At 34.7% G+C, this 24,270-nt stretch carries 25 protein-coding genes; 8 read left to right on the top strand and 17 right to left on the bottom strand.

The genetic code is table 11. The features are described 5' to 3' along the window. Positions 1 to 7: 7 nt before the first annotated feature. Positions 8 to 598 carry a hypothetical protein gene (locus tag OXQ85_RS19660; protein WP_267406705.1) on the bottom strand — a complete coding sequence of 197 codons (591 nt, stop codon included), beginning with the start codon at positions 596 to 598 and terminating at the stop codon, positions 8 to 10. Beyond that, positions 582 to 1,079 carry a sigma-70 family RNA polymerase sigma factor gene (locus tag OXQ85_RS19665; protein ID WP_267406706.1) on the bottom strand — a complete coding sequence of 166 codons (498 nt, stop codon included), beginning with the start codon at positions 1,077 to 1,079 and terminating at the stop codon, positions 582 to 584. The genes OXQ85_RS19660 and OXQ85_RS19665 overlap by 17 nt, the downstream gene beginning before the upstream one ends. Before the next feature lie 121 nt (positions 1,080 to 1,200). On the opposite strand from OXQ85_RS19665, the gene OXQ85_RS19670 reads away from it, so the two are divergent. Together OXQ85_RS19670 and OXQ85_RS19675 are read left to right on the top strand one after the other, a co-directional pair. Further along, positions 1,201 to 1,896 (top strand): pseudouridine synthase, encoded by a 696-nt coding sequence (locus tag OXQ85_RS19670; RefSeq protein WP_267406707.1) that lies wholly within the window; start codon positions 1,201 to 1,203, stop codon positions 1,894 to 1,896. Positions 1,897 to 2,151: 255 nt separating this feature from the next. After that, positions 2,152 to 3,189, top strand: coding sequence for a quinone-dependent dihydroorotate dehydrogenase (locus tag OXQ85_RS19675; RefSeq protein WP_267406709.1), 1,038 nt, complete (start codon positions 2,152 to 2,154; stop codon positions 3,187 to 3,189). Positions 3,190 to 3,380: 191 nt separating this feature from the next. On the opposite strand, the gene OXQ85_RS19680 is transcribed toward OXQ85_RS19675, so the two are convergent. Continuing rightward, positions 3,381 to 4,625 (bottom strand): DUF445 domain-containing protein, encoded by a 1,245-nt coding sequence (locus OXQ85_RS19680; protein ID WP_267406710.1) that lies wholly within the window; start codon positions 4,623 to 4,625, stop codon positions 3,381 to 3,383. 80 nt (positions 4,626 to 4,705) lie between these two features. On the opposite strand from OXQ85_RS19680, the gene msrB reads away from it, so the two are divergent. Next, a complete protein-coding gene (gene msrB / locus OXQ85_RS19685; RefSeq protein ID WP_267406711.1) occupies positions 4,706 to 5,149 on the top strand; it encodes a peptide-methionine (R)-S-oxide reductase MsrB in 444 nt (147 codons plus the stop codon). Positions 5,150 to 5,279: 130 nt separating this feature from the next. Continuing rightward, complete coding sequence (locus OXQ85_RS19690) at positions 5,280 to 6,035, top strand: murein L,D-transpeptidase catalytic domain family protein (protein WP_267406712.1); 756 nt, start codon at positions 5,280 to 5,282, stop codon at positions 6,033 to 6,035. A gap of 24 nt (positions 6,036 to 6,059) precedes the next feature. On the opposite strand, the gene OXQ85_RS19695 is transcribed toward OXQ85_RS19690, so the two are convergent. Both OXQ85_RS19695 and OXQ85_RS19700 read right to left on the bottom strand, forming a co-directional pair. Next, complete coding sequence (locus OXQ85_RS19695) at positions 6,060 to 7,445, bottom strand: HAMP domain-containing sensor histidine kinase (protein ID WP_267406714.1); 1,386 nt, start codon at positions 7,443 to 7,445, stop codon at positions 6,060 to 6,062. Then, positions 7,442 to 8,131: a response regulator transcription factor gene (locus tag OXQ85_RS19700; protein ID WP_267406715.1), complete on the bottom strand. Its 690-nt coding sequence runs from the start codon at positions 8,129 to 8,131 to the stop codon at positions 7,442 to 7,444. Before OXQ85_RS19700 ends, OXQ85_RS19695 begins: the two co-directional genes overlap by 4 nt. A gap of 250 nt (positions 8,132 to 8,381) precedes the next feature. Here OXQ85_RS19700 and OXQ85_RS19705 point away from each other — a divergent pair, with 250 nt between their 5' ends. The 3 genes from OXQ85_RS19705 to OXQ85_RS19715 all read left to right on the top strand — a co-directional run bounded on the left by OXQ85_RS19705 (position 8,382) and on the right by OXQ85_RS19715 (position 10,801). Continuing rightward, positions 8,382 to 9,710 carry a hypothetical protein gene (locus tag OXQ85_RS19705; RefSeq protein ID WP_267406716.1) on the top strand — a complete coding sequence of 443 codons (1,329 nt, stop codon included), beginning with the start codon at positions 8,382 to 8,384 and terminating at the stop codon, positions 9,708 to 9,710. Positions 9,711 to 9,880: 170 nt separating this feature from the next. Continuing rightward, complete coding sequence (locus OXQ85_RS19710; RefSeq protein WP_267406718.1) at positions 9,881 to 10,300, top strand: Dabb family protein; 420 nt, start codon at positions 9,881 to 9,883, stop codon at positions 10,298 to 10,300. Positions 10,301 to 10,321: 21 nt separating this feature from the next. Beyond that, on the top strand, positions 10,322 to 10,801 hold the full coding sequence (locus OXQ85_RS19715; protein WP_267406719.1) for a hypothetical protein: 480 nt from the start codon (positions 10,322 to 10,324) through the stop codon (positions 10,799 to 10,801). 91 nt (positions 10,802 to 10,892) lie between these two features. On the opposite strand, the gene OXQ85_RS19720 is transcribed toward OXQ85_RS19715, so the two are convergent. The 12 genes from OXQ85_RS19720 to OXQ85_RS19775 form a co-directional block, all read right to left on the bottom strand. Further along, positions 10,893 to 12,005 carry a TlpA disulfide reductase family protein gene (locus OXQ85_RS19720; protein ID WP_267406721.1) on the bottom strand — a complete coding sequence of 371 codons (1,113 nt, stop codon included), beginning with the start codon at positions 12,003 to 12,005 and terminating at the stop codon, positions 10,893 to 10,895. 266 nt (positions 12,006 to 12,271) lie between these two features. After that, positions 12,272 to 13,315, bottom strand: a complete 1,044-nt coding sequence (locus OXQ85_RS19725) for a serine hydrolase domain-containing protein (protein ID WP_346659724.1) — start codon at positions 13,313 to 13,315, stop codon at positions 12,272 to 12,274. Between the two features lie 87 nt (positions 13,316 to 13,402). Next, on the bottom strand, positions 13,403 to 13,987 hold the full coding sequence (locus OXQ85_RS19730) for a helix-turn-helix domain-containing protein (protein ID WP_267406722.1): 585 nt from the start codon (positions 13,985 to 13,987) through the stop codon (positions 13,403 to 13,405). A gap of 25 nt (positions 13,988 to 14,012) precedes the next feature. Further along, entirely contained in the window at positions 14,013 to 15,254 is a 1,242-nt protein-coding gene (gene fabF, locus OXQ85_RS19735; protein WP_267406723.1) for a beta-ketoacyl-ACP synthase II, read from the bottom strand. Between the two features lies 1 nt (position 15,255). Beyond that, a complete protein-coding gene (locus OXQ85_RS19740; protein ID WP_267406724.1) occupies positions 15,256 to 15,681 on the bottom strand; it encodes a PaaI family thioesterase in 426 nt (141 codons plus the stop codon). Between the two features lie 2 nt (positions 15,682 to 15,683). Continuing rightward, complete coding sequence (locus OXQ85_RS19745; protein ID WP_267406725.1) at positions 15,684 to 16,289, bottom strand: TetR/AcrR family transcriptional regulator; 606 nt, start codon at positions 16,287 to 16,289, stop codon at positions 15,684 to 15,686. Positions 16,290 to 16,567: 278 nt separating this feature from the next. Further along, complete coding sequence (locus OXQ85_RS19750; RefSeq protein ID WP_267406727.1) at positions 16,568 to 16,984, bottom strand: OsmC family protein; 417 nt, start codon at positions 16,982 to 16,984, stop codon at positions 16,568 to 16,570. Positions 16,985 to 17,301: 317 nt separating this feature from the next. Next, on the bottom strand, positions 17,302 to 19,977 hold the full coding sequence (locus tag OXQ85_RS19755; protein WP_267406728.1) for a TonB-dependent receptor: 2,676 nt from the start codon (positions 19,975 to 19,977) through the stop codon (positions 17,302 to 17,304). Positions 19,978 to 20,085: 108 nt separating this feature from the next. Next, positions 20,086 to 20,340 carry a hypothetical protein gene (locus OXQ85_RS19760; RefSeq protein WP_267406729.1) on the bottom strand — a complete coding sequence of 85 codons (255 nt, stop codon included), beginning with the start codon at positions 20,338 to 20,340 and terminating at the stop codon, positions 20,086 to 20,088. A gap of 133 nt (positions 20,341 to 20,473) precedes the next feature. Beyond that, a complete protein-coding gene (locus tag OXQ85_RS19765) occupies positions 20,474 to 21,106 on the bottom strand; it encodes a hypothetical protein (protein ID WP_267406731.1) in 633 nt (210 codons plus the stop codon). A 79-nt stretch (positions 21,107 to 21,185) separates the two neighbouring features. Continuing rightward, positions 21,186 to 21,872, bottom strand: coding sequence for a response regulator transcription factor (locus OXQ85_RS19770; protein WP_027380477.1), 687 nt, complete (start codon positions 21,870 to 21,872; stop codon positions 21,186 to 21,188). Positions 21,873 to 21,967: 95 nt separating this feature from the next. Next, positions 21,968 to 23,515, bottom strand: coding sequence for a HAMP domain-containing sensor histidine kinase (locus OXQ85_RS19775; protein WP_267406739.1), 1,548 nt, complete (start codon positions 23,513 to 23,515; stop codon positions 21,968 to 21,970). A gap of 260 nt (positions 23,516 to 23,775) precedes the next feature. Here OXQ85_RS19775 and OXQ85_RS19780 point away from each other — a divergent pair, with 260 nt between their 5' ends. After that, a complete protein-coding gene (locus tag OXQ85_RS19780) occupies positions 23,776 to 24,207 on the top strand; it encodes an SRPBCC domain-containing protein (RefSeq protein WP_267406741.1) in 432 nt (143 codons plus the stop codon). The last annotated feature ends 63 nt before the right edge of the window (positions 24,208 to 24,270 follow it).

Below are 24,270 nucleotides of genomic sequence, written 5' to 3' on the forward strand. Positions count from 1 at the left end.
GTTATGATTATTCTTCAAGGCTTTTTTCCAGTTTTTCTAAAGAAGTAATGACCGATGATATTTTTTGTTTCTGTTTTCTGATCTGTCTCGGCCTGATGATAAACCAGCTAACAGCACACCATAAAAAAGTTAATCCGTAAACTAATACAACGCCTAGCCAAGACATTCTTAAAACAAATTCATAAAAGTAAAATGCAAAGCCAAAAGAAAGTATAATGTAATAAAAACTTAAACCTTTAGTCTGCATATAAATCTGCTGCTGCTCAGTTTTTTTCATTCCGGCAAGATATTCCTGATTGGTAGCTGAAATATTGATTTTCTTTAAAATATTAACATTTTGGAAGACCAAATAGGCATAGGAAGATACTGCAATAAGAACCAGCATAATTCCAAATTTTGTCGTAAAAAAAGAGAAATTAATAAATATCCAGATGCCGATTACCAAAGCTGCACATAAAAGTAAAAGAGCAATGAGCCCGATATCTTTTAATATCTGTTTTTTTCTGTATTTTTCGGATTTTGCTTTTATTTCTTTGATATCCGGAACTTCAATATTTTTTTTATTCCAGATGTCCTGAAAATTATAATTGGGTTTCATACTTTGCAAATTTTTCGGTTAATTTTTCTTTGATTCTATGTATTTTCACTCTCACATTGGCAGGCGAAATTCCCACAACTTCGGCAATGTCTTTCTGTTTCATTTCTTCTAATTCCAGAGAAATGATAATTCTTTCCAATTCAGGTAATTCGGAAATACATTGATAGAGAAAGTCAGTCATTTTTTCCTGTTCCTGCTTATGTTCTTTGTCCGAAATATCTTTAATCTGATAAGGAAGTTCATTTTTAGGCATTCTCTTTTCCACATTTACCTGTCTCAGACAAATATTGGTTGCAATTCTGTAGATCCAAGTACCGACATTCGCCTCCTGGCGGAATTTTGGCAACTGCTGAAAAACGGCGACAAAAGTTTCCTGGCACAAATCTTTCGCCATATCGTCATTATTTATATATCCCATGCAGAGTCGAAAAATCTTTTTCCAATAGGTATGATAAATTTCCTCGAAGTTTAAATTGTGCATTTATTGTTTTAGAATTTAGAGAACATCTGACCGAAAATGTTACATAATTTTAGTGAAGATAAAATCTTTTTTATTATTCGTAAAGAATCGTTTATCGTGAAAATCTCTCTACTTTTGCCGAATGTTAGAAATTCTTTATCGCGACGAAAATCTTATTGCCATCAACAAACCGAGCGGATTATTGGTTCATAAATCCTTTTATTCAGGAGAGGCCGATACTTACGCGATTCAGGAACTGAGAAAGCAGATCGGGCAAAAAGTGTATCCGGTGCATCGTTTGGATCGAAAAACTTCGGGCGTTTTGTTGTTTACTTTAGATAAAGATACATTGAGAATGATGAGTACTCAATTTGAGGAGAAACTGGTTGAAAAGAAATACATCGCCATTCTCCGAGGTTGGACAAAAGAAGAAGAAACGATTGATTATGATTTGGTGAATGAAAACGAGGTTACACAAAATGCGATTACCTATTATCGCCGTTTGCAGACTTCGGAAATAGATTTACCTTTTTTAAAACATCAGACTTCGAGATACTGTTTAGTCGAAGCAATTCCTCAAACGGGAAGATTTCATCAGTTGAGAAAGCATTTTAAACATATTTTGCACCCAATTTTAGGTTGTCGAAAACATGGTTGCAACAAACAAAATAAATTGTGGCTTCAAACATTTGGAATCAATAAAATGACGCTTCACGCTCATCAGTTAATTTTTAATCATCCCATTTCTAACGAAAAGATTACCGTAAATGCAACGATAGATGAGGAATTCAAAAGAGTAGGGGATATTTTGAAACTGGATTTGAGTGCATATTCTTAATTTTTATTTGAACAATTCACCGTCACTTCGAGTAGATTTTGAAAAAAATCGTATCGAGAAGTTATTAATTAAATGAATTGCTATTTATACAACCCAAAACTTCTCGATACACTCCGCTTTGCTGCGTTACTCGAAGTGACGCAAGCTTTTTGATCTACTTATCATAGACTCAAGCTATTTCAATATTTTCCATAAAATATCATACGTTAACAACCATTAATTTTAAAATGAGTATTTTTGTAAAACTTTTTTTCAATGTACAAATCGCTCATTCGTCCGATCCTTTTCAAATTCGATCCTGAAGAAGTTCATCATTTTACTTTTTCAATGCTCAAGAATTTTGGATTTCTTACCAAATTATTTTTTCCAAAACCTATTGTAGACCAACGTCTGGAAAGAGAAGTTTTCGGCTTAAAATTTAAAAATCCTGTAGGATTGGCTGCCGGTTTCGACAAAAATGCTGTTTTATTTAATGAGTTGGGAGATTTAGGTTTTGGATTTGTGGAAATCGGAACGGTAACTCCAAGAGCTCAAGCGGGAAATCCTAAGAAAAGATTATTCAGACTAATTGAAGATGGCGGAATCATCAACAGAATGGGATTCAACAACGAAGGTTTGGAAGCAGCAATTGAAAAACTGAAAGGCAACAAAGGAAAAATCATCATCGGTGGAAACATCGGAAAAAATACGAATACGACACCGGAAAATTATACTCAGGATTATCTGAATTGTTTCGATGGACTGCACCCTTACGTAGATTATTTTGTGCTGAATGTAAGCTGTCCGAACGTTGGAAGTCACGCCAAACTGGAAGATGTAGAATATTTACGCGAATTGATTACAGAGGTTAAAAAAATCAACCAGTCAAAAACGGTACAAAAGCCCATTTTATTGAAAATTGCTCCGGATTTAAATAATCAACAGCTTGATGAAATTATCGAATTGATTGCCGAAACAAAAATCGACGGAATCGTAGTTTCCAATACATCAGTCAACAGAGAAGGCCTGAAAACTTCACCGGAAGTTTTAGAGCAAATCGGAAATGGTGGTTTAAGCGGAAAACCGATTCGCGAGAGAAGTACAAAAATGATCAAATATCTTTCTGATAAAAGCAACAGAGCATTCCCGATCATTGGGGTGGGTGGAATTCATTCTGCAAAAGATGCTTTGGAAAAACTGGATGCAGGCGCAACTTTGGTACAATTATACACAGGTTTTATCTACGAAGGCCCTGAATTGATTAATGATATCAATAAAGCGATTCTGACGAGAGCGAGCCGTTTACCAAGATAATTGCAGCTATATGAATATTATAATTTTTGCTATTTTAATGGTATTTCTTATTCCGGTTTTGAAATTTTTATTTCCAGTAACTAAAGAATTAAGAATTGGAACAGAGGATTTTTATCCCAATCTTTTCAGGAAAATATTCAAGAGAAAATAAATATAGAGAGTTTGTTTGAGCTCTCTTTTTTGTTTTGATTTTAAAGGAAAAAATGCGAAATCGTATAAATAATCAATCCAACCAATCCACCGACTAAAGTTCCATTAACCCTGATGAATTGAAGATCTTTCCCGACTTCTAGCTCAAGCTTTTCGCTCAATTCTTTTCCCTGCCAGTTTCCAACGGTTGAACTGATGAGGTTCCCAAATTGATGGGTATTTTTCAGAATATATTTATAAGCGGTTACACGAACCCAATGATCAATTTTATTCTGAAGATTTTCGTCAGTTTTTAGATTTTGTGAAAATTCATTCAGATTTTTAGATAAATAATTTTTTAATGAAGATTGGTCTTCCTGTAATTCTTTTTTCAATGTATTTTTAATGGAAACCCAGATGTCATTGGAATATTCTTCCAATTTATCGCCTTTTAAAAGATCGTTTTTAATAGTCTTAAATTCTTCATCCCATTTCGGATCTTCCTTTAAATCAACTGAAAAGTCATAGATTTTTTGTGTGATCAAATGTCTCAATTCATGTTCAGGATCTTCTTCAATTTCTTTGAAAAAATCAGATAGCCCGCTGGCAATTTTATCTGCTATTTTATTGTCAACAAAAGATGGAATGAAAGAATAACTTCCTTCTTTTACACGTTTTTGGATCATTTCATCATTTTCAATAATATAATTTTTGATCTGTGATGAAAGATTGGTAATAATTCTCTGATGATCGTTTTTCTCCAAAATATAATGAATCCCGTTGCCGACAATTTTATTCAGTTTAATATCATTCGTCATTTCAGATACTTTTTTGCTGATGAACTGGCTTACTGTAGAATCATCAAGTTTATTTAAAATATCTAAAACAATATCCGAAATATTTTGAATCAAAACCTTCTGACTTTTCTCTTTTCCCAGCCATTCGCCCACAAAACCTGAAATTTTTAACTTCTGAATATAAGGTCTGATATTCTGCGGCGAAAGAAAATTACTAACCACAAAACTTCCGAGATTATCGCCGAGTTTTTGTTTGCTGTTTTCAATGAGATTCGTGTGCGGAATCGGTAATCCAAGCGGATGACGGAACAAAGCGGTAACGGCAAACCAATCGGCTAAAGCCCCAACCATTGCGGCTTCGGAGAATGCCCGAACATAGCCAACCCAATGAGAATCGGTGGTTTTCTGAAGAATGGTTGTTATAATAAACAAAGCAGCCATCAGCAGAAATAATCCGGTGGCAAAGGCTTTATATTTTCTTAACTGTTTTCTTTTTGCTTCATCATTCATATTCTCAAATTTACTAAATTTGGTTGTGAACTTATCGTTTAATTTTCAATCTTATTATCAAAAATATTTAAAATAATTCTATGGAAAACCAAGCAAAAAACAATCCATACTATTCCAGAACAGATACCACGAAACTCGATATTCCCAATGAAGAATGGCAAAAAATCTTAGCTCCAGACTTGTATGCAATCTCAAGGGAAGCAGCGACAGAACGAGCTTTTACAGGAAAATACAATGATTTTGATGAGTTGGGCGATTATTATTGTGCGGTTTGCGGTAATCATTTATTCCGTTCTGATTCAAAATTTTCAAGCAGTTGCGGATGGCCAAGTTTTTTTGAAGCCGATAAAGAAGGAGTATATTATAAAAGAGATACCGCGTACGGAATGGAAAGGGTAGAGGTGCTTTGTAAAAGATGCGATTCGCACTTGGGACACGTGTTTGATGATGGCCCGAAACCTACAGGACTGCGCTATTGTATGAATTCTATCAGCCTTGAATTTGTAGGAGATTCTGAGAAATAATGGGGTTTTAAATCACAAAATCAGGAAGTTAAAGTTTCTTAAATTCAGTTAAACTTTGTGGAGTTATAATGCCTTGATAATTATGTTTTTATAAATTTGTCCCACTCAATTGGATTTAACATAATATTGAATGAAAGGATTTTATAGCTTATTAGGTATTGTTTACGTAGTAACTACTTCATTCTATCTGTCTCCAAGAACGGCGATTGTAAGGAATGAAATCAGTACAAAAAAAATTGAAAGAGTAGCCGACACGAAATCTGAGAAGACGGCCAATGCGGTATCTTCATCAGAAGAATTGTACAAATCTATTGCATTTGAAACAGGACACGAACTTAACGAAGAAGTTTTCTTCAAAGCCTTAACTGGTTTTGAGAATTTGAAGAAAGCTGGTTTGCTTAATCAGGATTCGCATTTACTTACGGTATGCGATTTTTCTATGTCTTCGAATACAAAAAGACTTTGGGTAATTGACACTGAAGAAAAAAAGGTATTGTTTAATTCACTCGTTGCCCACGGGAAAAACACGGGTGAAGAATTTGCCACCAACTTCTCCAATACCAACAGCTCGCTGCAAAGTAGTTTAGGATTTTATATCACAGATGCTACGTATAACGGTGACAACGGATATTCTCTGAGATTGCTGGGTATGGACAAAGGTTTTAACGATGCCGCGTACAAAAGAGCCATCGTCATGCATGGCGCAGATTATGTAAGTGATGAGTTTGCAGCAATGCACAAAAGAATCGGGAGAAGTTGGGGATGCCCGGCGGTTCCGAGAGATCTTACTCAGCCGATCATTAATACAATAAAAGGAAGAAATTGCCTTTTTATTTATTATCCTGATCAAAACTATCTTTCCAAATCGGAATGGTTAAAAGCTTAAGAAAAAATAGAAAGCAGTCTGATTTTAGACTGCTTTTTTATTTTGTGAACAGAATTTTATTCTGAAAATACTTCCTTTTTCCGGTTCAGATTGCAGCGAAAGTTTGCCCTGATGCATTTCGATAATTCTCTTGACAATCGATAAGCCGATGCCGTTTCCTTTTTCGTAGCTTTTATTGCTTCCGCGATAAAAAAGATCAAATATTTTGGATTGATCTTCTTTCGAAATACCTATTCCATGATCGATAAAGCGGATTTCCAGATTTTTATTCTGAACTTCAATTTCTACTGAACAGTATTTATCTGAAGAATATTTGCAGGCATTTTCCATTAAATTTAAAAATGCAATCTGCAACAGATAAGGATTTCCGTGGAAATCATAATTGCTTTCGTCTTTATCTCCCCAACTGTCCATATAATTAATTCCGATTCTGTAATTCGGATTTTTCTGCAGTAAAGCCACTTTTGCATCTGCCAAAACTTCATCCAGACGGAGATCTACAAAGCTGATCTGCGAAACATCATAACTCGCTCTTGCAAAATCCAGCAAAGCCGAAGAAAGCTGTGACGCATGAGTTGCATCTTGTAAAGCATTATCAATGGATATTTTATAATCGTCTAAGGTTACATTCAGTTCTTTAGCGAGCTCAAGCTCAGCGATTAAAGTGGAAAGCGGTGTCCGGAATTCATGTGAAATTGTTGTTACAAATTGTCTGTGATTATTAAATGATTTTTCTAAACGGTTAAAGGTTGAATTAAAAGTTTCGGTGAGCTCATAAATTTCATCTTTTGCTTTGGGAACCACCAATCTTTTGTTGAGGTTGTGTTCCGAAATATCGCGAATCTGAAGAATAATATCCTTTAAAGGTTTCAAAGTATAATACGAAAAAAGAAAGCCGATAATAAAAATAATGATGATAGAAATTATGTAAACGATAATAATATCTTTCTTGAATTCTTCAATATGGGCTTTTCCCGTTACATCAATAGCGCTTCCTATGATGTAAAAATTTTCATTATTAAATTCATACCTGAAGGCCATATATTGGCGGTCACGACGTTGCCATGTTATTTTATTTTTTTTTGTTTTAATCAGTTGATCCAAATAATACTGATTTTTTGAAGAAGGCTCAATATCTGTAAAGATCAATTCTTTTTTACTGTCATAAACGCTGATGTCTGCTTCATTTAGTATTTTTTTATTACGTTGGTGAAGCTCGCGTATTTTAGCATCGTTGATATTGGCATCAAATATAAATTCTGATCTCCACGTAATTTTATAGCCTAAACGATCATTAAATTCATCTTCTCGGTTTTTTTCTGAAACAAAGTATAAAGTGTAAGCAAATACAAACAGAATTCCTGCCGTAAGGATCGCGTAGTTGAGAGCCGTTCTGGTAGCTATTTTCATAAAGTGTGAGTAAAAATGAATCCCATTCCGGGTTTGGTGTGAATCAGCTTTTCGTCAAAGTCTTTATCAATTTTTTTACGGAGATAGGCAATGTAAACATCAATATAATTTGTTCCCGTATCAAAATGGTTCCCCCAAACGTTTTCGGCAATTTCCTCGCGGCTCAATACCCTTTCTGCATTGCTTATCAAGAAAACTAAGAGCTTAAATTCTTTCGGGGTGAGATTAATTTCCTTTCCGTTTCTGAAAACACGATTGGTGTTTTTATTTACGGTAAGATTTTGATAATCAATACTATTTGATACTTCGTTTTTCTTTGGCAAAGATGATTTTCTTAATAAAACAGCTTTTATTCGGGCATATAATTCTCTGATTTCAAAAGGCTTAACCATATAATCATCAGCACCGGCATCAAAACCTTCAATTTTTTCATCAATAGTTCCCAAGGCCGTCAGCATAATAATCGGCAGATCGGGATTTTTTTGCTTGATGATCCTGCTGAGTTCAATACCATTCATGTTTGGAAGCATGATGTCGGTAATCACGAGATCAAAAACAATTTTATCTACCATCACCAGGGCATCTTCGGCATCTTCAGAAATATAAATCTGATAGCCCTGACTTTCCAGACCTCTCTTCAAAAGACTGGAAACACGGATATTATCTTCTATGATTAAAACGTTCATGCAGAAATAATTTAGAACAAATTATAAAGATTAATTATTTAAAATAAAAACAGCCAAAGGTTTGATTTTCAGTTGTTCTTTAAATCCTATACAAAGGTATCTCATATTTTCCTTTTACAGACTATGCTCCTGTGGTTTATAATAAATTTCTAAAGATTTTCTAATAGTTTTCTAACGACCTTCCTTGTTTTTCCAGCCTAATTTTGTCCCGTTGAAATCAACAATAAAGAGTAAGAATAAAGAAAATATCATGAGTAAAAAATCTTTTAAAATCGGACTTATTTTAGTTTCCTTAATGAGTTTATACTCAAAAGTAGAAGCGCAGAAAAAGAATGATTTTAACAATCCGGGGCTTACGCATTATCTTAATGATGAACATTCTCGTTATATTTCATTTAGCGGTTACGCAGAGCTTTGGGCGAGATACACACAGCTGAATCCGGGAAGTATGATTAATAATCAGGCGGAATCCAGTGCTTCAGACCTTTCATTAAGAAGAGTAAGGGTAAAAATGACCTACAAACCAACCGAAAAGTTGATGTTTGTATTACAGGGCGGAACTACAAATGTTAACGTAAATGCAAAAGGAAGCAATTATTTTGATTTGCTGGATGCTTACGCAGAATATTCTTTCAGTGATAAAATAGCTTTCGGGGCAGGGCGCTCTACATGGAGAGGTTTATCAAGATTTACCACAGGCCCTTTGAATACGTTGTTATATGATTTGCCCGCGTACGCGACTTCTAATGCGGGAGCAACCGATTATACGGTGAGAGAATTGGGCGCTTATATCAAAGGTCAGTTAGGAAGATTTGATTACCGTTTGGTGGTGGCAGATCCTTACACAATGGCGACCGCTGATCCTAAATTGAATGTGGCGACTTTCAGTAAAAATGCACCTCACAAAGACTTTTCAGGATATTTCAGGTATGCTTTTTTAGATAAAGAAAATATTTCAACGCCTTTCAACTCCGGAACGTATGTCGGAAAAAAGAATGTATTGAGTTTGGGGGCTGGTTTCGATTATATTCATGATGCGATGTGGCACTTAGATGCAGATAAAAATACCGTGAATGATGATATGAAAAATTTTGCGGTGGATTTATTCTATGATGCTCCTTTAAACAAAGAAAAAGGAACTTCAATAAGTGCTTACGGAATGGCAATGCACAACGATTACGGCCCGAATTATGTTCGATATGTAGGAACCAACAATCCTGCAACTTCTGTAGATGCTTCGATGGCAAGTCTGAATGGCGCCGGTAATGCAATGCCCGTGATCGGAACAGGAAATACCTATTACGTTCAATTGGGAGGAACGCTTCCTTATTTAAATAAAGAAAAAAAGAATCTTCAGCTTCAGCCTGCGGTAAGTATGCAGTTGTCTGATTTGAAAGGTCTTCATGACAATGCCATCATCTACGATGCAGGAATTTCATTATTGATGAACGGAATGTCTTCCCGACTGTCCTTCGATGCTCAAAACAGACCTGTTTATACGGCTGATCCTTCCAATAATGCCGTGGTTTCAGATAGAAAATGGCAATTTGTTTTAAAATACAGAATAGATTTTAATTAAAAATAACATGAATAGTATGTTAGAATAGGTTTTTAAATGGCGGGATGCCGGAAGAGGGAGGTTGATGTGAACTTCATAAACGATTTTGCCTCTTGCCTCCATCTTCTGGCTTCCAACTTCAAGCCAAAACCTACTTTCTTTCATAAGATTCGTACTAAAATAATATTACAATGGAAAGAAGAAAATTTTTATTCCGATCAGTTCAGGCTTCGGCATTGTTGCTGATCTCAGGAAGCGTATTTGGATCTGCTTTACCGATGTTTAACCCTATAAAAAAGAAAAAAGTGTACTTTCATTATTTATTGTTCTGGCTTCGTAAAGATCTTTCTGAAGCTGAAGTAAAAGAGTTTGAAAACTTTTTTGAAGGTTTGAAAAAATTGCCTTATCAAAAAAATCTACGCTACGGAAAACCTGCGAATTCATCACCAAGAGCGGTTCTTGATAATACCTTCACCTACAACGCTTCGATGGAATTCGATACTTTGGAAGAACTGGAAGCCTACGGTCAGCTTCCCGAGCATTTGGCTTTAGTTCAAAAATATAAACCATTTTTCGAAAAAATGATGGTTCATGATACTGTTTACAATTAAAATAAAAAATTTAAATTTATAATGAAAAATTTCATTAAAGGCTTCAGCCTAGTTTTAGCATTAAGCACCGTAGGTTTTATGAACGGACAAAACAAAGACCATAAAAAAGTAAGCGTAAAAGTAGAAGAATCTACCGAATTTATTCCGGCGGTTAGATTAATCAATAATCCTGACGGCTCATGTGCCTTCGAAAAAGGAAAAATCCCAACTTTGAAACACATGAACACCACCACTTTCTGGATGAGCAATAAAACAGAAGAATGGGAAAAGAATGCTCACCCGGCGCCGAGAAGACAGTATGTGATTACCATTAAAGGAAATATTAAATTTAAAGTAACAGACGGTTCTACGTTTATGATCAAGCCGGGAACTGTTCTTTTGGCTGAAGATCTTAAAGGAAAAGGGCATAGCTGGGATATGGTGAAAAGCAAAGAATGGGAAAGATTATACATCCCGATTGCTGAAGATGCCGATGATTTCTTTATTGCAGATAAAGACTAGTCTGAACACAATCATTTTAAGTGTTTTATATAAATTTCGTACAAGGGAAAAAGCAGTCGGTTTTGGCTGCTTTTTTTATGTTTGAACCGAATTATTCCACGTATTCATTGATTTTACTTCTGACCTCCGAAAGATCGCCCATGATTCTGGCGACAATTTTTCCGTTTTCATCAATTAAAAGATGCAATGGATAGCCAGTGGCATTGAGTTTTTTCTGAAAGTCTTTATTCATATCAAAAAAATTGAACCATGTAGCATTATTTTTCTGAAGAATTGCTTGGGCTAATTTCATTCTTTCAGGCTTTTGTTCATCAGTAACCGTGATGAATTGCACTCCTTTGTCTTTAAATTCATGATAGAGATTCACAATTTCAGGCATTCCTTTTACGCAAGGTGCACAGGAAGTTGCCCAATAATCAATAAAAGTAAGTTTATGATTTTTAAAATCTTGAGCCGTTAATTTATTATTCTTATTAAAATAAATGTCAGGAATTTTATTTCCCGTTAATGTTTTTTTCTCAGTTAAAAGTTTGTTTTCCAGTTTTTTGTATAAAGTATTCTTTTTTATAGAAGGTGAAAATAATTTCATGTTTTCCAGATATTCAGGATGATAATTGTACAAAGTATAATCATTTACAATTTCCCACAACGCAGCATAAGAATTTGGATTTTTTTTGATGTATTGACTTAAAATTTTCTGCTTTTCATCAAAGCTGGTCAGGCTATCCATTTTTTGTAGATCTGTAGATTTGATATAAACGGAGCTTAATGATTTCTGCAAATTTTTAAAATCCCGATTGGTTGGAGAATCGATATTGATTTCTGTTTGATTCTTGAAAACTGGAAGTTCAATGTCATATTTTCCTTTTTCGAGAAAGAAAATTTTAGAAATAGCAAATGATTTATTTTTCTTATCAAGATAAGTGAAAGCAACCGGCTGAGGATATTCTATAAAACCCTTTATGAGGTTTTCCTTCTGAACTTTTATAGTATATATAGAATGGTCAGACGGAAAAAGAGATGTGTTTTTATTCAGCTGTATTTTGAATGTATATAAATCTCCAAAGCCTTTTCTCGTCATCGGAGCACCTAGAATCAGGCTATCGTTTACATAAGAATCTGCAGTTAAATTAATTTCAAAGTTGTTTTGTGAAAGCAAAAAATTCGAAATAAAAATCAATAAAATATAGTTGAGTTTTCTCATAGATCTATTTTCATGGCTTATGCTAACTTACAATTTTTTTTATTTATGATGATATGATTTATTTTCTTAATCTTTTCTTTTTTTTAACGCAAAGATTTAATTAACATATTCTCATATCCAAGGAGCAAAGAAGAATCAACAAGTTGATTTGATGAAGCGATATTTTCAAGCTTCGCGCAGCAAATTTCATTTGTCTTTGCTTTCTGAAAATTATAAGATCGAAAATAAAATCTTTGCGTTATAAAAAAACGAATAAAATTCGATAATTACTTCGTTTCAATATCCACAATTTTTTTCCCGTTTTCACCCAAATAATGAACAAGCAATTTCTCAAATACTTTATAGCCTTCATCGGCATTGGTAAAAATTAAAATACCCTGTTTTGTGTTTGGTAAAATGAAAGTAATACACTGACTTCCCAAATCGGAACCACCATGAGATAATGCAAATTCGCCATTTCCTAAGTCATAAATTTCAAACCCCAATCCAAAATATTTATTTTCCTTTGTTTTCACCTGCTTTTTGATCATTTCTGAATAAATATTAGGGTTTATATTTCCGCCTTCCAAAATGTTGACCAGAAATTTTCCGTAATCTTCTATCGTCGTGTGAAGATCATCGGCGGCATTGACCGTTGTATTTTTAATGATTTCGTAAGATTTTCCGTTTTTGTCATAGCCAATGGCAAACCTCTTTTCATCAGTATTTTGATCCCAAATATAGTTGGTGTCGTTCATTTGTAGAGGTTGAAAAATCAATTCTTTCGCTAATTGATCTAAACTTTTTTTGAACTTTATTTCAAGAACTTTTCTTAAATATTCCATTCCTTCACCGGAGTATTGATATTTTGTTCCGGGTTCAAAATCAAAGTTCAGCTTTTTATTCTCTTTCATCCATCGCCAGTTGGGAAGCCCTGTTTGATGGCTCAAAATAATTCTTGTGGTTAGTTTTTTTGCTCTCGGATCGTTGGCAATATCAGGATCCATCCAATAGTTGGAAATAGGTTCATCCAAATTCCATTTTCCGGAATTGACCAACTGTAAAGCAACCATTGCCGTAATGGGCTTAGTAAGCGATGCTACATTAAAAATTGTATTGTAAGGTGCTGGAATATTCTCTTTAATTTCGCCGAAAACTTTGATCTGTTTAAGCTTTTCATTTTCAATTATTCCGAGTCCAAGCGTGCGAATATGATTTTCCTTTACCCAATTTTTAATCGCAGGATCATTATCAAAAATCTCTGTTTGAGCTTTAATTTTAAAAGTGAAAAGAAAGAAGAATAGAAGCAAGAAATACAATGTTTTTGTCATAGTTTTTAATTTTCGACAAAGGTTGAATTTCCTGCTTTTAATACAAAAAAATGAACCCGACAAAAACCCGACAATCACAAATTGTAATTATATCATATTGAAATTCAGTTTATAATGTAATTTTTGTTTTCGATCGATTTCAATGGCATTTCTAATAATCATGAATACATTAGACAAGACAATAATGATCAAAATGCCTAAAGTATAGTTTCCGCGCAATTTTAAAAATATCCAAAGCATGAAAATAACAGGCGCAGAAATCGTCCAGAGGATTTGAAGTGTAATGATTTGTTTGGATAAATTATTTTTCTGGTTTAGCTTAAACATTAAAATAATCGGAAGTAAAATATTTAGTGGAGGAAATAAAATAAATGGAATGGAAGAAAGGTTGATGATTTTAATAAAAGAATAATTGATAAGAACTTCCTCTGCTTTTTCTTCGATGAACTGTTTTTCTGTCGGTTGCTCTGGAATTGCTATTGCTTCCTCAGGAATATTCTGAAGTATATTTTCTTCAATTCCTAATGTTTGAGATAAGGTACGGAGCGTATATCCTTTTGGAATTGTTCCTGCTTCTATCCGCTGAATCGTCCTCACAGAAATACCAGAGCTCTCCGCCAGCTCTTCCTGAGTCAGGTTTTTAAGCTCTCGTATTTCTTTTAGTTTGGACATGTTTGATTTTGCTAAAAAGATAAAATTAAGAAAACTTCTTGAAAACCAACGTCGCATTATGACCTCCGAAACCGAAAGCGTTGCTCAATGCAAAATTGATATTCTTTTCTTTTGCTTCTCCAAAAACGATGTTTACATCTTTCGGGATATTTTCATCAATAGAATGAAGATTAATGGTTGGCGGAATAATTCCTTTTTCAATCGCCTTAATAGAAAGGATGGCTTCTGCTGCACCTGCTGCTCCTAATAAGTGACCTGTCATAGATTTTGTAGCACTTAGATCAAGGTTTTTACTACCGTTGAATAATTTACTGATTCCTTTTAATTCAATCAAATCTCCCAATGGAGTAGAGGTTGCATGAGGATTCAGATAATCGATATCTTCAATATTGGCACCCGCTTCTTTCATGGCAAGCTGCATTGCTTTTATTGCGCCCACACCGTCAGGATGAGGTGCTGTCATGTGATGAGCATCAGCAGTCATCGCTGCTCCGCCAAGTTCAGCGTATATTTTTGCACCTCTTGCTTTAGCGTGCTCATATTCTTCCAAAATCAAAGCTCCGGCACCTTCTCCCATTACAAAACCGTCTCTTTCTGCATCGTAAGGACGGCTGGCGGTAGCAAAATCGTCATTTCTTGTCGACATCGCTTTCATACTCGAGAAACCACCGATGGAAGCTTCTGTAATTGCCGCTTCCGAACCACCGCTGATAATCACTTTTGCTTTTCCTAAACGGATATAATTGAAAGCATCCATCAAAGCCGTGTTTCCTGTAGCACAAGCTGAAATTGTAGTATAATTAATTCCTCGAAGACCGAATTTCATAGAGATCATCCCTGAAGCCATATTGGCAATAAATTTTGGAACGAAAAACGGATTGAAACGTGGGGTTCCATCTCCTTTTGCAAAGTCATTCACTTCATTTTCGAAAGTAATCATTCCGCCCTGTCCGGTTCCCCAGATAACGCCGGTGTCGAATGGATCCATATTTTCCAGTTCAAGTCCGGAATCTTTCAATGCTTCTGCCGCAGAATACATTGCATATTGTGAAAAAAGATCGCTTCTTTTGATTTCGTTGTGTGTTAAATAAACTTTTGGATCAAAATTTTTAACCTCACAAGCAAAATGTACTTTAAATTTTTCGGTATCAAAATGGGTGATTTTATTTGCTCCGCTTACTCCGTTGATACTGTTTTGCCAGAATTCTTCGACATTATTTCCTAAAGGCGTTACTGCGCCTAATCCTGTAATGACAACTCTTTTCATTTTAGTTATTGATTTTAAATAGATTAGAGGTTCCTCTTGCAATAAGTCTTGATTTGTCTGCGTTCCATATCTCGCATTGTGCATTCACAAATTGCTTTCCTCTTTTTATAATTTTCGTTTCGGCTACAATATTATCATTTTCTTTGGCAGCTGAAAAATAATCGATGCTATTATTTACCGTAACGATGAAGGTTTTTTCATTTAATGAAAACATCGTAGCACCAATAACGTCATCAATGATAGCCGCTGTAACACCGCCATGAAGATTTCCCATTGGGTTCAGCCATTCTTCTCTTACCGTATATTGAAATTCAATATGTCCTTCTTCTGCCGAAATCACGATGGGGTTGAGCCATCTCATGAATGGGGAAGGGGATGCTGTAAATTCTTTTCCGACAAATGATTGAAGTACTTGTAATTTATCCATATTTATAAATGATTTTGTTTTAATTCTTTATCAATAATGAGTAAAATTCGATCTAAAGCAAGGTTGAGATATTTCTCATCACCCGTTGTTTTTGAGAGTAAAATTCCTCCTTCTACCGTCATAATGAAAAATGCACCCAGTTCTTCAGCATTGATTTCCGGATGAATTTTTCCGTTTTTCTGACCCTCCTTTATCACCTCTGAAACATTGTGTATCCAGACTTCAAAAGATTTCGCAACTTGCTTTCTGAGATCTGGAAAAGTGTCATCTGCTTCTGTAGCCGCATTCATCAAAGGGCAACCTCCCTCCTCAAAAACCGTTTTCCAGTTTTTGCGATAAAAGTTAACAAAGGCCTGTAATTTGTCAATTGTTGTCGGAAATTCCTGGCTTAAAGAACGAGCCATATTTTTACCCAAAATACCTGAATTATATTTGTAGACCTCTAATGCAACTTCATCTTTACTGGCAAAATTTCCATAGATGCTTCCTTTCGTTAAGCCTGTTGCCTCGGTAATATCTGATAAGGTCGTGGAAATATAACCCTTGGTATTAAACAAAGCCGCCGTTTTCTCGATAATGAATTGTTTTGTCTTTTCTGCTTTTGACATTTTCAATTGATCATGATACAAATATACAAAAATATACCAATCGGTATATTTTAAAATTAAACCATTAAGATTTTATTTAAGAAGTTTAGATTAATTTAAGTTGAATCTTTAATGTTTTTAAGTTTTGGCTAAAGCCATTTTGTTTGCTTAAAAAAAAGAAAACGGGCTAAAGCCCGTCCCTATTGATGATAATAATTTTGAATAAGATTTTAATTCCAAGTGAAAAAACTTAATATTCTTAACTTCTTAAATAAAATCTTAATGGTTCAAATGATTAATTAAGCCAAAGTAGCTTCCAAAGTAATTTCAAAGTTGAAAGCAGCACTTACAGGACAACCTTCTTCTGCGATTTTAGCATATTTTTGAAACTCTTCTTCTGAAATTCCAGGAATTTTTGCCGTTAAAGTCAATTCAGATTTTGTTATTTTTCCGATGGTTGGGTCTAATGTGATCACAGATTTTGTAGTCAATTCTTCAGGAGTAAAACCAGCCTGAGAAAGTTCTGCGCTCAATTTCATGGTGAAACATCCTGCGTGAGCCGCTGCTAATAATTCTTCAGGGTTTGTTCCCACGCCATCAGCAAAGCGGCTGTTGAAAGAATATTGCGTTTGGTTAAGCGTTGTACTTTGAGTTGTGATGTGTCCGTTTCCTTCTTTGATGTTACCGTTCCAAACGGCTGTTGCGTTACGTTTCATAATGTTTGTTTTTGTATTGTTTAAATATTAATTGAATTTTGATGTTACAAAGGTATATCGGGAATTTATCAGAATAAATGCATAAATTGACTTAAATATTGTACTTTTTTCCCTAAATGTAATCAGAAAAATTTTTGAAAACGAATTTCCTGTAATTATCTTCAAAGATAAGTGTCTGTAACATAGATAAACTTTAGCTTAAATATACAAAAAAGCATGATTTCTTTAATATTAAATTATTGAAACCATGCTTGTATTTTACCCCAAAATTCACAAAAGCTTTTTTATTTACATCTTTTGTGACTTTTGCGGTTGAATTAAAATGTCACATCCAATCCGACATAGAAATTAGCCTTCATAATCGGAGCATATACCATCCCGCCATCAAAATAATTTCCGAAAGGGTTTTTAAAATCCACAATTGCGTTTTTCTGATAATAAGAAGTTAGGTTTTCACCACCTAAATACGCTCTGATTTTTTTATTGAAATTCCTTGAAATCTGTGCATTTAAAATCGCATAAGATTGTGAATATGTTGGTAACTGGAATTCTTCAGGATTTGAAGAGGTATTCGGAAGTCTTTGTTTTCCGACTAAATTTAAAGTCGTATCAAAACTCCAGAAACCACCATTATTGTTTTTATTGGTTGAATATGCTAGATTCACAAAACCTCTGTGTTTCGCCATGAACGGAACTTCACGTCTTCCATCCAGATAATCTGCCTGAACATCGTAATATTTATAAGCCAATCTTACATCAAAATTTTTAAAAGGCGTAAAATCCCATTGCGTTTGGAAAGAATTGGCGAAAGATTTTCCGTCAAGATTATAGAAAGTTAGCTGCTGAGGTGAACGGTCTAAATCTACCATCACCTGATTCTGGAAATCTGTTCTGAAAAAGTCGGCAACAATTGTAGATTTTCTTCCGAAAAGTTTGAATTCCTGTTGCAAACTTGCACCATAATTCCATGCGATTTCGGGATTTAAACCGTAAATATTTCCGCCATTTTGTAAAATCTTAACATTTCTGTTCGATGCAAAATATTGCTGACTTTCCGCAAAAACATTCGCCGTTCTGAAACCTCTTCCCGCAGAAAGTCTCAAAATAGTTTGTGGAGTGAAATCATATTTAAAATTCAATCTTGGTGTAAACTGAGTTCCTGCCAGATTGTGGAAATCCACTCTTGCTCCGGCAACCAAAGTATATTTTAAACCTGTCAAAGTATATTCTGCAAAAGCTCCTGGAACGATTTCGTTTCTTTTAAAACTGTCCGTTAAATACGTTTCATCGTAACCATCATACATAAAACTTGCGCCAGCCTTATATTTGTGATTGGTATTTCCCAAAATACTTTCAAAAATTAAATTTGAATAATAGGTTTGCTGTTTCCCGGAATAATTTCTCAATCCAAAAAAGCTATCTTGTTGATGATAAGTATATTGGTTCATCCAACCCAGACTTTGATAAGGTTTCCCTTTAAAAACATAGCCTGTTTTATTCCATACCTGAAATCTGGAAATATCAATTCCGACACCGTAAAGCGATTGATCTTTTTGTGGAATTTTTTTATCGAAGCCAATTTGTCCGGCCGTTCTTTCGTCTTTAATAAAATTAATTCCAAAATGTGAACCTAATCCTGATTTTTCTAAATCATTATAATTCAGTAAATAAGCTGCGTTAATCTGAGTGCCTTTCGGTCGGTCGAGAAATGTATCATTATTCATATCCGTATCTCCGAACGTACCGTTTCCGTGTAATAAAAAGGTTTGCGACCATTTCTCATTGATCGGTACCACGCTGGTGATATTGGCTTCGGCTCTTCCGTTAAAATCTGCGAAAAGGTTTAAAGAAGTTTCCGGTTTTTCGGCATTTTTCAATAACTCTGTATTGATTTGTCCTGTAATGCTTTCATAGCCGTTTGTAACCGTGCTTCCACCTTTTGTCAACTGAATACTTTCGATCCATCTTCCAGGAATAAAGTTCAATCCGTAAGCGGAAGCTAATCCTCTGATTTCGGGCAATAATTCTTTTGTTAAGCTCGTGTATTTTTGATCTAAACCTAACATTTTTAACTGTTTTGTTCCCGTCACTGCATTGCTGAAAGAAACGTCAACCGTTGCGTTGGTTTCAAAACTTTCGGATAAATTACAACAAGCGGCTTTTAACAGTTCTTTTTTATCAATATTAAAAACTAATCCGGCTTCTTTTTTACTTAATGAAGTCGCGGCTTTTCCTCCAGTTAAGGTTACTCCTTCGATATGTTTTTCGTGTCCGTCATGATTTTCTATGGAAGCAGAATGTTCTGAATGTTTCGATGATGTGCCTTCTTCCATATGAACCTTTGGATTTGCTTCCCCGAAAGGAATTTCTCTGTCATACAGACAACATCCGGGAAGTCCGTTATACACAGAATCCGTTGATTTATATTTTTCATTATCATGTCCAACATCTGCAATTTTCTTTAAAATTTTATCAGACGAAGTTTTAGACGAATCGAAATTTAAAATAACGATTTGGGTTTCTGCATTCCATTCTGCAGAGGTTGCTCCGGCATCTTTAGCGGCTTTTTCAATTCTTGCTTTACAAGATCCGCAATTGCCTTTTACATAAAATTCATTCTCTTTTTTAGAATGATGTTCATGGTTTTCCGATGTGATAGACGCTAGATCTCTTTCGTAATGACAACACCCGGGAAGATCTTCGTATGTTTCGTTAGGTGCTTTGAATTTTTCATTGTCATGTCCTGCTTCGGCAACTTTTTTAAGAATCTCATCCGAAGAAACATCCTTTGTTTCTAATGTTAATGTTTGTGTATCAATAGAATAACGTGCCGTTTTAGCACCTGCCTTTTTGGCTGTTGTTTCTATTCTTTCTTTACACATTTCGCAGTTTCCTTTTACTTTAAACTGGCTTTTAGAAAGATTTTGAGCAAATATAAATTGTGTAGATAATAGGAATAGACCAAGTATAAACCTGGAAATATATAATTTCATTTTGTTTAAAATTTAGATTAATTGAAAATTTAATGTAACAATCTAGCGATGTAATAATTTGACAATCATTGATAAATTGCTAAACTGATACATTGGTATATTTATTAATTAACCTATTTTCGGCGGTTGCCAGATTTCTTTTAAACCATCTGAAATATGAGGGTCTGAATACTGAAACTGTAAGTTTTTATTGGCTTTATAGTAAGAAAACTCCAAATACAAGCTCTTTGAAAAAGGAGTTTCTATGAAAGTGTAACACAAAACACAAGAAGAGCAGCAATCATCATTACAGGAAGATTGTTTTTCTTTGTCATTGTCTTTTTTTGTGGAATGATCTTTATGGTTGCTTTTACAACAATCCATTTTAGAATCACTGTGACAGCATGTTTCCTGCGAAGCTTGAGCATAGAAATTATCTTTGGGAATTAAAAAAATCCCAAGGCAGAAAATAATCGTTATGATCTGAAATAATTTCACGACTGCAAAAATACAACATTTATGGCAATGCTTCGCCAACTTTCACAGCGCAATTATGCCAAGGCTCTCCATGAGCAGGATTTAATGCTGGTTTTGGACCAGTCGGTGCAGGCGTTGGAGCCGGAGCTGGTGTGTTTTGAGTTATAGTTTGTACAGGTTGTGGTTGAGGTGCAGGGGCTGGCTTGCTATTCAAAGGTTGTCCTACAGGGATGTCGCAACGGTGTCCTGGCTGCCCGTGTGGTGGGTTCATTCCCGGTGCTGTTTTTACGGGTTGCCCGTTGTTATCTACAGAAAATTTTCCGGGTTTTAAAGCGTTCGGATCTATCTGAATGGTTTGCGTTCCGTTTGCATTTTGAGTCACTTGTTGTGCAGGTGCTGGTTTGCTGTTCAAAGGTTGTCCTACAGGAATATCGCATCGGTGTCCCGGTTGTCCGTGTGGTGGGTTCATTCCCGGAGCAGTGGCTGTGGCAGCAATGGGAGCGGCTTGCGGAGTGCTTTTTATTCCTGCCTGATCTAAAATTGAGGCTTTAGGAGCGCTAACAGTTGGAGACTGAACTCCTGCTTCTTCCGTTAAATAAGTGGGTCTTTCGTCTTTTTTACAAGAAACTGAGAATATAGAAATGGCAAGAATGCCCAACAATGTATTTTTCATAACTAAACGTATGAAACAAAATTAGCAAAACATTTTTAATTGCTTTGCTAATTTTACATTTTATAATGATATTTTGGAATTAATTCTTAACTAAAAGTCTGAATCCTTCTCCGTGAACGTTGATGATTTCCAATCCTTCGTCATCTTTTAACAGCTTACGAAGTTTTGCGATGTACACGTCCATACTTCTTGCCGTGAAGTAATTTTCCTTTTTCCAGATCTTTCTTAAAGCCAAATCTCTCGGCATAAAATCGTTTCTGTGAATACAAAGAAGTTTCAACAATTCATTTTCTTTTGGTGAAAGTTTGTATTCGTTGTCACCGACTCTTAATTGTCTCAACATAGAATCAAAGAAGATATTGCTGATTTTGAATTGCTCCTGCTCTTCATTTTCCAACGTAGAACTTCTCTGAAGAATAGCTTTGATTTTATATAAAAGAAGTTCAGTATCAAATGGTTTGGTGATATAATCATCTGCTCCCAACTGATATCCTTTTAAAATGTCTTCTCTCATATTTCTTGCCGTTAAGAAAATGATTGGTGTATTTTTATCGATTTTTTTCACATCTTCCGCCAATGAAAATCCGTCTTTTTTAGGCATCATGACGTCGAAAATACAAATGTCGAATTCGTTTTCTGTAAATTCTTTTAACCCTTGTTCACCGTCTGTGGCAAGAGTGACCTCAAAGTTATTGATCGTTAAATAATCCTTCAACACCGCCCCGAAACTTTGATCGTCTTCTACTAATAATATTCTGTTGCTCATAGTTTTAACAATTAATAATTAACAATTGCGAATGAATTGCTTCACTCAATTCTAGTATATTTTGTAATTTGGTTTATATTTTTATTTTAAACATCTTAACTCATCGGAAGCTTGATCGTAAACGTACTTCCTTTTCCTTTGTTGGAATCCACAATTATTTGTCCTTTGTGAAGATCCACGATTTTCTTTACATAAGACAATCCTAAGCCCTGTCCTTTTACATTGTGAATATTTCCGGTTTCTTCTCTAAAGAATTTTTCGAAAATCTTTGTTTTATTCTGCGTTTCCATTCCCATTCCTTTGTCTGAAATTTCAAGCACATAAAAGTTGCCTTCATTGCTTGTTTTAATGCTGATTTCAGGTGCTTCAGGCGAATATTTATTGGCGTTATCCAACAAGTTTACCAACATATTCGAGATGTGGAATTCGTCTATTTTAAAAGTATAGTTTGTTGCATTAAATTCCTGCGTCAACGACCCATTTCTTTGTTGAACGATAAGATTAAAAGATTCTACTGTTTTTCGGATCAATTCCCGAACGTTGGTTTCTTTTAAGAATAAATTCACCTCATTTCGTTCCAGTTTAGACATGTTGAGAACATTTTCCACCTGCTTTTTCATCCTTAAATTTTCCTGCTTTATCAATTCAGAATAATATTTAACCTTATCTGGATTGGTCGCAATTTTATCGTTTGCCAAAGAGTCCGTCGCCACAGAAATGGTTGCCAATGGCGTTTTAAACTCGTGAGACATATTATTAATAAAATCGGTCTTTACTTCCGCCAATTTCTTTTGCCTCATCATATAATTAATGGAAATAATATAAATTCCCAAAATAGTTAATAAAGAAAGGAAAGTTCCAAGCAACATTGGCCAGTTGTTCATTGCCAAAGAATATTCTTTTTTAGGAAAAACTAATGCTAAAGTATACAAAGTACGCTCTTTACTGTCTGTGAAAAGAGGATAGGTATAAGTGTTGTTATCTTTTTTATCCTTGTAAATTTTATCGGCAATTGTCGTGAGTTTGTTATTTTTGTCTGTAACTCCATAACCGAATGAAGCAGATATTCCTCTGATTTTTAATTCTTTAGAAATAACAGAATCCAGCACCACAGGATCTACTCTTCTGGTGATGGGTAAATTGTTTCCGTACACTTTGGCAAACTCTTTCATCGTGTAATCGCCGTTTTCAATATCTCTATTAAGCTCGGCGGTCATGAGTTCGCGGTTGGTAGTATCTCTTTTTACTTTGTAGGCAGCTTCATCGGTGTAAAGGGTAGTCCATTTTATAGAATCTCCTTTTTGCGAGATTGGAAGCTGGTTTTTTTCGATGATATTTTTTGCGTAGATGATCTGTCTCTGTGTTCCGGAATCTTCTACCTGTTGAATCGTCGTTAAAGAAGGTTGTTTGCTGCTTGCAAGAACATTTTTTCTCAGTCCCTTGAAGTTTTTATCTAAATACTGATCGACTTCAATTTCCTCAATATTTTTAGACACATTTTCGAGTGCTGAATACACTTTGTTGGAGAAATCCTGTTCAAGGGCACCATAATAACGTTTCAGCCAATAAAATTGGAGCGTAACAAAAACAATCAGTGAGATCGTCATAAACACCGAAATTATTGGGATGAATTTATTATTCATTTACTTTAATTTATAAGTTTTTTAAAAAAGTGAATGTTAAAATTAATTATTTTAAGACTTGATAAACAAAAAACGAGCCAAAAAATTGTGTAATTTTTCTTAAAACTGTGTTTTTTAACATTTATTTATAAATTTTAAAATACTTGTCATAAGAAAAGTCCTGTGAAAGAATAAAGGTTTAGCTTTGTTTTAAACAAAATAGTAATATGGAATCTGATATCATTTTTAACAAAGATTTTGATTCGAACAGCGTGTATGTTATGAAAATTTATCATGCTGATGTCTCAAAAGTATGGAATTATTTCACCCAATCTGAATTATTAGACCAATGGTGGGCTCCAAAACCTTGGAAATGCGAAACTAAAAGTCAGGAATTCAAAGAAGGTGGGGGTTGGTTGTATTCAATGGTTGGCCCGGAAGGTGAAAGGCATTTTGCAAAGGTAAAATATGGCGAAATCATTGAGCACAGAAGCTTCGATGGAACAGATACTTTTTGTGATGAAAACGGAAATGCAAATCCTTATTTTCCTGAAGCTAAATGGCTGTTTGGTTTTACAGGCGTGGAAGAAGGAACAAAAGTTACCGTCAACATTCATTTTCAGTCACACGAAGCAATGACACAATTGCTGGAAATGGGCTTTGAAGAAGGTTTTAAAATGGGACTGAATCAGCTAGAAGAGATTTTAATTTGAGAATTTGAAAATGAAATAATTTGAAAATTTTTAAAACGATATTTTTATCAATTTTATTAAAAA

Origin of the sequence: Chryseobacterium sp. GM_Chr_2, assembly GCF_026540445.1 — a bacterium.
GTDB lineage: Bacteria > Bacteroidota > Bacteroidia > Flavobacteriales > Weeksellaceae > Chryseobacterium.

Coding starts and splice junctions, on each gene's coding strand:
- OXQ85_RS19765 (WP_267406731.1), bottom strand. CDS start 21,106: ATGAAAAATACATTGTTGGGCATTCTTGCCATTTCTATATTCTCAGTT.
- OXQ85_RS19780 (WP_267406741.1), top strand. CDS start 23,776: ATGAAAATTTATCATGCTGATGTCTCAAAAGTATGGAATTATTTCACC.
- OXQ85_RS19745 (WP_267406725.1), bottom strand. CDS start 16,289: ATGTCAAAAGCAGAAAAGACAAAACAATTCATTATCGAGAAAACGGCG.
- OXQ85_RS19670 (WP_267406707.1), top strand. CDS start 1,201: ATGTTAGAAATTCTTTATCGCGACGAAAATCTTATTGCCATCAACAAA.
- OXQ85_RS19660 (WP_267406705.1), bottom strand. CDS start 598: ATGAAACCCAATTATAATTTTCAGGACATCTGGAATAAAAAAAATATT.
- OXQ85_RS19680 (WP_267406710.1), bottom strand. CDS start 4,625: ATGAATGATGAAGCAAAAAGAAAACAGTTAAGAAAATATAAAGCCTTT.
- OXQ85_RS19710 (WP_267406718.1), top strand. CDS start 9,881: ATGGAAAGAAGAAAATTTTTATTCCGATCAGTTCAGGCTTCGGCATTG.
- OXQ85_RS19740 (WP_267406724.1), bottom strand. CDS start 15,681: ATGGATAAATTACAAGTACTTCAATCATTTGTCGGAAAAGAATTTACA.
- OXQ85_RS19725 (WP_346659724.1), bottom strand. CDS start 13,315: ATGACAAAAACATTGTATTTCTTGCTTCTATTCTTCTTTCTTTTCACT.
- OXQ85_RS19675 (WP_267406709.1), top strand. CDS start 2,152: ATGTACAAATCGCTCATTCGTCCGATCCTTTTCAAATTCGATCCTGAA.
- OXQ85_RS19705 (WP_267406716.1), top strand. CDS start 8,382: ATGAGTAAAAAATCTTTTAAAATCGGACTTATTTTAGTTTCCTTAATG.
- OXQ85_RS19760 (WP_267406729.1), bottom strand. CDS start 20,340: ATGGATTGTTGTAAAAGCAACCATAAAGATCATTCCACAAAAAAAGAC.
- OXQ85_RS19695 (WP_267406714.1), bottom strand. CDS start 7,445: ATGAAAATAGCTACCAGAACGGCTCTCAACTACGCGATCCTTACGGCA.
- msrB (WP_267406711.1), top strand. CDS start 4,706: ATGGAAAACCAAGCAAAAAACAATCCATACTATTCCAGAACAGATACC.
- OXQ85_RS19665 (WP_267406706.1), bottom strand. CDS start 1,079: ATGCACAATTTAAACTTCGAGGAAATTTATCATACCTATTGGAAAAAG.
- fabF (WP_267406723.1), bottom strand. CDS start 15,254: ATGAAAAGAGTTGTCATTACAGGATTAGGCGCAGTAACGCCTTTAGGA.
- OXQ85_RS19755 (WP_267406728.1), bottom strand. CDS start 19,977: ATGAAATTATATATTTCCAGGTTTATACTTGGTCTATTCCTATTATCT.
- OXQ85_RS19775 (WP_267406739.1), bottom strand. CDS start 23,515: ATGAATAATAAATTCATCCCAATAATTTCGGTGTTTATGACGATCTCA.
- OXQ85_RS19720 (WP_267406721.1), bottom strand. CDS start 12,005: ATGAGAAAACTCAACTATATTTTATTGATTTTTATTTCGAATTTTTTG.
- OXQ85_RS19700 (WP_267406715.1), bottom strand. CDS start 8,131: ATGAACGTTTTAATCATAGAAGATAATATCCGTGTTTCCAGTCTTTTG.
- OXQ85_RS19750 (WP_267406727.1), bottom strand. CDS start 16,984: ATGAAACGTAACGCAACAGCCGTTTGGAACGGTAACATCAAAGAAGGA.
- OXQ85_RS19730 (WP_267406722.1), bottom strand. CDS start 13,987: ATGTCCAAACTAAAAGAAATACGAGAGCTTAAAAACCTGACTCAGGAA.
- OXQ85_RS19770 (WP_027380477.1), bottom strand. CDS start 21,872: ATGAGCAACAGAATATTATTAGTAGAAGACGATCAAAGTTTCGGGGCG.
- OXQ85_RS19690 (WP_267406712.1), top strand. CDS start 5,280: ATGAAAGGATTTTATAGCTTATTAGGTATTGTTTACGTAGTAACTACT.
- OXQ85_RS19715 (WP_267406719.1), top strand. CDS start 10,322: ATGAAAAATTTCATTAAAGGCTTCAGCCTAGTTTTAGCATTAAGCACC.